Annotated in this window: 5 protein-coding genes; all 5 read right to left on the reverse strand. The window is 68.5% G+C overall.

Going from position 1 to position 6674, the window contains the following annotated elements:
* Positions 1-61: 61 nt before the first annotated feature.
* The 5 genes from AAHM44_RS24485 to AAHM44_RS24505 all read right to left on the reverse strand — a co-directional run bounded on the left by AAHM44_RS24485 (position 62) and on the right by AAHM44_RS24505 (position 6601).
* Entirely contained in the window at positions 62-1252 is a 1191-nt protein-coding gene (locus AAHM44_RS24485; protein ID WP_342251621.1) for a serine hydrolase domain-containing protein, read from the reverse strand.
* Positions 1249-3600: a penicillin acylase family protein gene (locus AAHM44_RS24490; RefSeq protein WP_342251622.1), complete on the reverse strand. Its 2352-nt coding sequence runs from the start codon at positions 3598-3600 to the stop codon at positions 1249-1251. The genes AAHM44_RS24485 and AAHM44_RS24490 overlap by 4 nt, the downstream gene beginning before the upstream one ends.
* Before the next feature lie 108 nt (positions 3601-3708).
* A complete protein-coding gene (dxs, locus tag AAHM44_RS24495; protein WP_184168860.1) occupies positions 3709-5634 on the reverse strand; it encodes a 1-deoxy-D-xylulose-5-phosphate synthase in 1926 nt (641 codons plus the stop codon).
* A gap of 83 nt (positions 5635-5717) precedes the next feature.
* A complete protein-coding gene (locus AAHM44_RS24500) occupies positions 5718-6176 on the reverse strand; it encodes a Fur family transcriptional regulator (RefSeq protein ID WP_184168859.1) in 459 nt (152 codons plus the stop codon).
* A gap of 38 nt (positions 6177-6214) precedes the next feature.
* Complete coding sequence (locus AAHM44_RS24505) at positions 6215-6601, reverse strand: MerC domain-containing protein (protein WP_269576394.1); 387 nt, start codon at positions 6599-6601, stop codon at positions 6215-6217.
* Positions 6602-6674: the final 73 nt, after the last annotated feature.

Consider the following 6674-nt stretch of genomic DNA (forward strand, 5'->3'; position numbering starts at 1 on the left):
CGGGCCGCCCGCGCCGTCGCCCACCCCGCCGGCCCCCCGGGGCCCCCCCCCGGGGAACAGCCTATTTCTTCGCGGCAACCGCCTTGCAAAGCCCATCCGTCGCCAGCGCGACCCGAGACTCCGGCATGTCGCGGTTGCCCGGCGCATTCTCGACGCCGCGCGTCTCGGTGTTGAAGGTGAGCAGCGTGCCGAGATGCTGGTCCGGGCACAGGCTCAGATAGGCGCGGAAGCCGTTCTGGTCGCCATTATGCCCGACGATGCGGATGCCGTCGGTCTTGTCGAGGAAGAAGGACAGCCCGCTCCAGGTCGTGCTGGCCATCCGGCCCTGGGTGAAATCCTCGCCGGCGCTGATCCGGGGCTGCCACATCTCGTCGAGCGAAGCGCGCTTGAGGACCAGGTCATAGTCGGGCCGCTTTGGGTCGCCGAGCAGGAAGGCGACATATTTCGCCATGTCCGGCAGCGGCGCGTTGAGGCCGCCATTGGACACGGTCACCCCGGTATCGGCATCGAACGGAGCCGCCACGCGCTTGCCGTTCTCGATGTAATAGCTGTGCGAGCGGTGCGGCAGCAGGAAGGGCGGGGTGCGGTCGAAATAGCTGGCGTGCATGCCGAGCGGGCGCAGGATGTTCTTGTCGATATAGACTTCGAAATCCTCGCCCGAGAGCCGCTCGATCACCTGGCCGAGATAGACGATGCCGGGGTTGGAATAGCTGAACCTGCTGCCCGGCTTGAACAGCACTTCCGTATAGGGAAGCATTGCCTTGAGCTGTTCCCAGGCGGGCGGCTCGAAGGGTTGCCAGGGCTTGTTGCGCCACGGCCAGGTGCCGTTCCGGAAGCCCGCGCTGTGGCTCATCAGCTGGCCGATGGTGATCTCGGACGCATTGCCGAACGGGTCATGGACCCGGGCGAGTTCGGGCACATAGCGGATGATCGGGTCGTCGAGCTTGAGCAGGCCGCGGTCGCGCAACTGCAGGATCGCGATCCCGGTCATCGTCTTGGTGATCGATGCCCAGTGATAGATGGTCTGCGCGTCGACCGGCACATGCGCATCGGCATCCTGCTCGCCGAGATGGTCCGCCACCACCGTGCGGCCGTCGCGGATCACATAGAAGCTGCTGCCGGCGATCCCTGCCTTGGTCACCTCTGCGCGGTGGAGCGCGCGGAACGCGGTAACCGCCTTGTCGAAGCCGCGGTCCTGCGCCGCTGCCGGCGTGGCGATCAGCGCGAGCAGGAGAGCGGCGGCGGCCCTCATGCCGGGTTCAGCGTGGTGCGGGTGGCGGCACGGGCGTCGACCGCGGCGCGGCTGAATGGCATGGGCTGCATCCGTCCGTTCGCCCAATTACCATATTGGTCGCGGTAATGCGGCGAGCGCGGGTCGATCGACTGGCCGGGCAGGCTGAGCATCAGCGAATTGTCCCAGGCGCCGACATCGATCACCTGCAGATAGCTCGCGCCGCCGCCGACCTGCCAGCCCGGGCCGGAGCCGAGCCAGCGCGCCATCACCGTATAGCCGTCGCCGCCCGATCCTTCGCCTTCGATCGCCGGGAAGGCCCTGGCGATGGCGGGGATCGCCGAGAGCGGGTGGCGCAGGCGGACCTGGTGGAGCGCGCCGTAGCGCCAGGCCGCCGGATCGGCGCCGAGTTTGTCGCGGATTGCCGCCCAGCCGGCGACAAGCGCGGCGTCGAGCAGCGCGTCGCGGGCGGCGACCGGGTCGGGGCCGAGCCGGCTGTCCGGTTTCGCCAGCGCATCGAGCAGGATCGAGGGCGCGATGCTGGAGACCAGCCCCTTTGCCCGGGCCGGCACGATCGCGGCGAGCATGCGCTTGCCGGCCTCGCGCCACACCGCTTCGAACAATGCGGCGGCACCGCTGTCGCGGTCGATCCGCGCATCCCAGCCGCGCAGCATGTCGACCGCCGGCCTGGCCGCGGGTGAGGGGACTTGCGGGAGCAGGGCCACAAACTGGCGCGCCGGAGTGGAGAGCGTGTCGTGCTGGAGCGCTACGCTGTCGGCCAGCGTGTGCTTGGGCTGCGAGGTCAACACCTCGGCGATGCGATCATAGCGATAGGGATCGCGGAACGAGAAGGCGGGGATGCGGTCGCGCGGCCAGTCGGCGGGCAGGTTGTTCTGGTTGGCCGAGGCGAACCAGCCCTTGGCGGGGTTGTACTCGCTCGGCAGCGACTCATATTTGCGCACGCCGGTCCAGTCGTAGCGGCCGTCGCCCGGCACCGGGAGCAGCCCGTCGCCCTTCTTGCGCACCGGCACGAAGCCGATCACCTGCCAGCCGGTATTTCCCTCGACATCGGCATAGTGGAAATTGGTCGGCGAGGGGTGGAGCTCGAACGCCTTGCGCAGGCTCTTCCAATCCTTTGCCAGGTTGATCGCGATCATCGCGAAGGCGCCGTCGCCGCCCGGCTGCATCGCGATGGTGGCGAGCGCTGTGGCGCGGCGCTTGGCCGGATCGTAGGAGATCACCGGCCCCTGCACCGAATAGCGCAGCGTCACCATGGACGGCGCGCCGTCCTTCACCGCGATCGCTTCCTCGACCTTGTCGAACCGCTTCCAGCCGCCGTCATGGCGGTAGCGCTCGGGATCGGCGGGGTCGAGCTCGAGGATGAACAAGTCGCCCTGGTCGATATGGAAGTTGGTGCGGCCGAAGGCGAAGCGATCGGTATGGCCCTGCATGATCCCGGGCAGGCCGGGCGCGCCGCCGCCGATCAGGTCGAGCCCCGGCGCGGTCAGGTGCGCATTGTGACGCGGGCTGAATCCGCCGATGCCGAGATGCGGGTCATTCGCCAGGATCGGCCGGCCGGTGGCGGTGCGCGACGGCGAGACGGTCCAGGCATTGCTGCCGGCATTGGCGCGCTCGGCCGAGGCGGCGGCGGGGTCCTGGCCGGTGAGGTTGGCCCAGGGCAGGCCGTCGATATTGAGCACGCCGAGATCGGCCGGGCTGATCGCGGCGGCGTCGAGGCCCTCGGGCACGGCCATCTTCCAGGCCGGGCGCAGCGGGGCGACGATCGCGTCGAGATCGAGCATCCCGATCGCCGCCAAGCGGGCACGGCGGATCTCGTCGTCGACATTGCCGCCGGCGGCTTCGCGGGCGCGGACCATGTCGCGCAGGTCCCAGCGGATGGGCATGATCTGCAGGATGCGATATTCGAGCGGGAGCAGCGCCGGGTTGGCGATCACTTCCTCGATGCGCGCATTGATCCCGGCGACATAGGCCCTGGCGCAGGCGAGCACATCGGCCGGCACGCGGCGCAGCTCGGCGTCGATGTCGCCGCGATAGTGGAACAGCCGGGCATTGGCGTCGTGCCTGGCGAAGCTCGGCCCGAACGCCTCGGCGAGCCGGCCGAGCTCGCGGCGATGCGCCAGGTCGATCTGGAACAGCCGGTCGCGCGCCACGACATAGCCCTGGCCGAAGAACGCGTCGGGGATGGTGGCGGCGCGGATATGCGGCGTGCCCCACAGGTCATCGACGATCTCGATCGGCGCGCCGGCCCCGCGGACGCGCGTTTGCTGCCGGGTGACGGCGGCCGCGGCGGCACTGCCGGAGAGAAAAGCCGCGCCGGAGCTCAGCAGGAAGGCACGGCGGTTCAGCATTGGACAATCCCCGGGGTTACGCTTTGCCGGGGATGCTGGTCCGCGCGGGCGGCGCTGTCCATCGGAACAGGCGTTCGACGGACATAACCAGGGGTTATCGGAAGAACCTCAGGCCCGCGCCCCGTCGGTCACCGCCGCCTCGTTCCAGCGCAGCGCCTTGAGTACCGTGTCGACGATATTGTCGGCGTTGAGGCCCGCCTCGGCATATTGCAGCTCGGGCTTGTCCTGGTCCTGGAACACGTCCGGCAGGCGCAGCGTGCGCAGCTTGAGGCCGGCATCGATCAGCCCCTGATCGCTCGCCATGGTCAGCACATGCGCGCCGAGCCCGCCGACAGCGCCTTCCTCGATCGTCACCGCCACCTCATGCGTGGTGAGCAGGCGGCGGATCAGCTCCTCGTCGAGCGGCTTGGCGAAGCGCAGGTCGGCGACGGTGGTCGAAAGACCCTTGGCCTCCAGCACATCGGCGGCCTTGAGCGCCTCGGCCAGGCGGGTGCCGAGCGAGAGGATCGCCACGGTCTTGCCCTCGCGGACGATGCGGCCCTTGCCGATCTCGAGCCGCTGCGCGACTTCCGGAAGCGCCACGCCCGTGCCGTTGCCGCGCGGATAGCGCAGCGCGATCGGCCCGCTGTCGTGCAGCACCGCGGTATGCGTCATATGGACCAGCTCGGCCTCGTCGGCCGCGGCCATCACCACCATGTTGGGCAGGGTGGCGAGATAGGTGATGTCGAAGCTCCCCGCATGCGTCGCGCCGTCCGCGCCGACCAGCCCGGCGCGGTCGATCGCGAAGCGCACCGGCAGGTTCTGGATCGCCACGTCATGCACGACCTGGTCGTACGCGCGCTGCAGGAAGGTCGAGTAGATCGCGCAGAACGGCCGCATCCCCTGCGCGGCCAGGCCGGCGGCGAAGGTCACCGCATGCTGCTCGGCGATGCCGACGTCGAAGGTGCGGTCGGGGAACGCCCTGGCGAAGCGGTCGACGCCGGTGCCCGAGGGCATGGCGGCGGTGATCGCGACGATCCGCGGATCGCTCTCGGCATCCTTGATCAGCTGGTCGGCGAAGACGTTCTGATAGGCCGGCGGGCCCGGCGGCGCCTTGGCCTGGGTGCCGGTGATCACGTCGAACTTCTGGACGCCGTGATATTTGTCCGCCGCCGCCTCGGCCGGGGCATAGCCCTTGCCCTTCTTGGTGACGACATGGATGAGGATCGGCCCCTCCGCGCTGTCGCGGACATTCTCCAGCACCGGGATCAGGTGCTCGAGATTATGGCCGTCGATCGGGCCGACATAATAGAAGCCCAGCTCCTCGAACAGCGTGCCGCCGGTGACGAGCCCGCGCGCGAACTCCTCGGTCTTGCCCGCCGCAGTGGTAAGCCGGCGCGAGAATTTGCGGATCGCCCGCTTCGCGAGGCTGCGCAGCCCCATATATTCCGACGACGACACCATCCGCGCCAGATAGGCGGAGAGGCCGCCCACCGGCGGCGCGATCGACATGTCGTTGTCGTTGAGGATCACCACCAGGCGATTCCCCGCCGCCTCGGCATTGTTCATCGCCTCATAGGCCATGCCGGCGCTCATCGCACCGTCGCCGATCACCGCGATGCCCTTGCCGGGCTTGTCCGAGAGCTTGTTGGCGACCGCGAAGCCGAGCGCGGCGCTGATCGAGGTCGACGAGTGCGCGGCGCCGAACGGGTCGTACTCGCTCTCGCTGCGCTTGGTGAAGCCCGACAGGCCGCCGCCCTGGCGCAGCGTGCGGATGCGGTCGCGGCGGCCGGTGAGGATCTTGTGCGGATAGCATTGGTGCCCGACGTCCCAGATCAGCCGGTCGTCGGGGGTGTTGAAGACGTAATGGATGGCGACGGTCAGCTCGACCACGCCCAGGCCCGAGCCGAGGTGCCCGCCGGTGCTGCCCACGGCGGAGATCGTCTCCGCGCGCAGCTCGTCGGCGAGCTGGCGGAGCTGGTGCGGCTGGAGCTTGCGCAGGGCATCGGGCGTGTCGACGGTATCGAGCAGCGGGGTGCTGGGTAGATCGGCCATCCGACTGCCCTTACTCCTCCGTTTTCGCGAAGTCGAACGTTGCGGTCATGGATTTTTGGTGCAGGTGTCCGCGCGGGGCGCGATCAGTCGCAATCCGCGCATTTGCCGCGCACTTCGATCACCGGGCGCTCGGGCGAGAAGCCCGCGCCCTTGGCGGCGGCGCGCACCGTCTTGGTGATCGAGTCGTCGTCGATATGCGTGGTCTGCCCGCAATTGTCGCAGACCAGGAAGATGCAGTCGTGCAGGCAGTCGGGATGCGTGTTCGCCATATAGGCGTTGGCGCTCTCGACCCGGCGGGCGAGGTTCGATCCGACGAACAGGTCGAGGATCCGGTAGACGCTGTTGGCCGCGACTCGGCGGCCCTCGGCCTTGGAGACCGCCTCGGCGATGTCATAGGCCGAAGCCGGCTTGTCGAAGCCCGCCAGCGCCTCGAACACGCGCTCGCGCATCGCCGTCCACTGCTCGCCGGACTTCTCCAGCGTGGTCTGTGCGGCCTTGGTCAGGTCGTTGCCGTGATGCTCATGATGATCGTGCGCGTGCATGGCGCCAATGTAGGCGTCCGGGGGGCTTGCGGCAAGATTCAGTAGGTGGCGCGCCGGTTCAGGTCATGGCCCAGCGCGACGAGGCTGACGCCGACGAGCGTCCAGAAAATCTCGAATTCGCCATGCGGCAGGGAGAGCGCACCGGCCATGATGCCGAGCCCGAAGGCGCCGACGATCGCGGGGGCCATATAGCCGTGCGACATCACGCCGCGGACCAGCGCAAAGGCGCCGAGGCCGATCGCAAGCGTGAGGCCGACTTCGTGAATCGCCGGGTTGAGCAGGCCGCCGGCCGAGGAAATGATGGTCAGCAGGATGGTCGTGGTGACGCAGTGGACCAGGCAAAGGCCACTGACCCCGATCGCGATGCGATCAAGGCGCCCATCGAGATTGCCCCATACACGGGCTAGCGGAAGACTCACCGGCATGGGCGGGATATAGGGCAAGCGAGTTAAAGATACAACATAACATGCGGCGAAAATGAATGGGCCGTCATTCGCG

Origin of the sequence: Sphingomonas sp. OTU376 (assembly GCF_038440415.1) — a bacterium.
GTDB lineage: Bacteria > Pseudomonadota > Alphaproteobacteria > Sphingomonadales > Sphingomonadaceae > Sphingomonas > Sphingomonas kyeonggiensis_A.

Excerpts from the sequence above, each read along its gene's own strand:
- AAHM44_RS24485 (WP_342251621.1), bottom strand. The coding sequence starts at position 1,252 with ATGAGGGCCGCCGCCGCTCTCCTGCTCGCGCTGATCGCCACGCCGGCA.
- AAHM44_RS24490 (WP_342251622.1), bottom strand. The coding sequence starts at position 3,600 with ATGCTGAACCGCCGTGCCTTCCTGCTGAGCTCCGGCGCGGCTTTTCTC.
- dxs (WP_184168860.1), bottom strand. The coding sequence starts at position 5,634 with ATGGCCGATCTACCCAGCACCCCGCTGCTCGATACCGTCGACACGCCC.
- AAHM44_RS24500 (WP_184168859.1), bottom strand. The coding sequence starts at position 6,176 with ATGCACGCGCACGATCATCATGAGCATCACGGCAACGACCTGACCAAG.
- AAHM44_RS24505 (WP_269576394.1), bottom strand. The coding sequence starts at position 6,601 with ATGCCGGTGAGTCTTCCGCTAGCCCGTGTATGGGGCAATCTCGATGGG.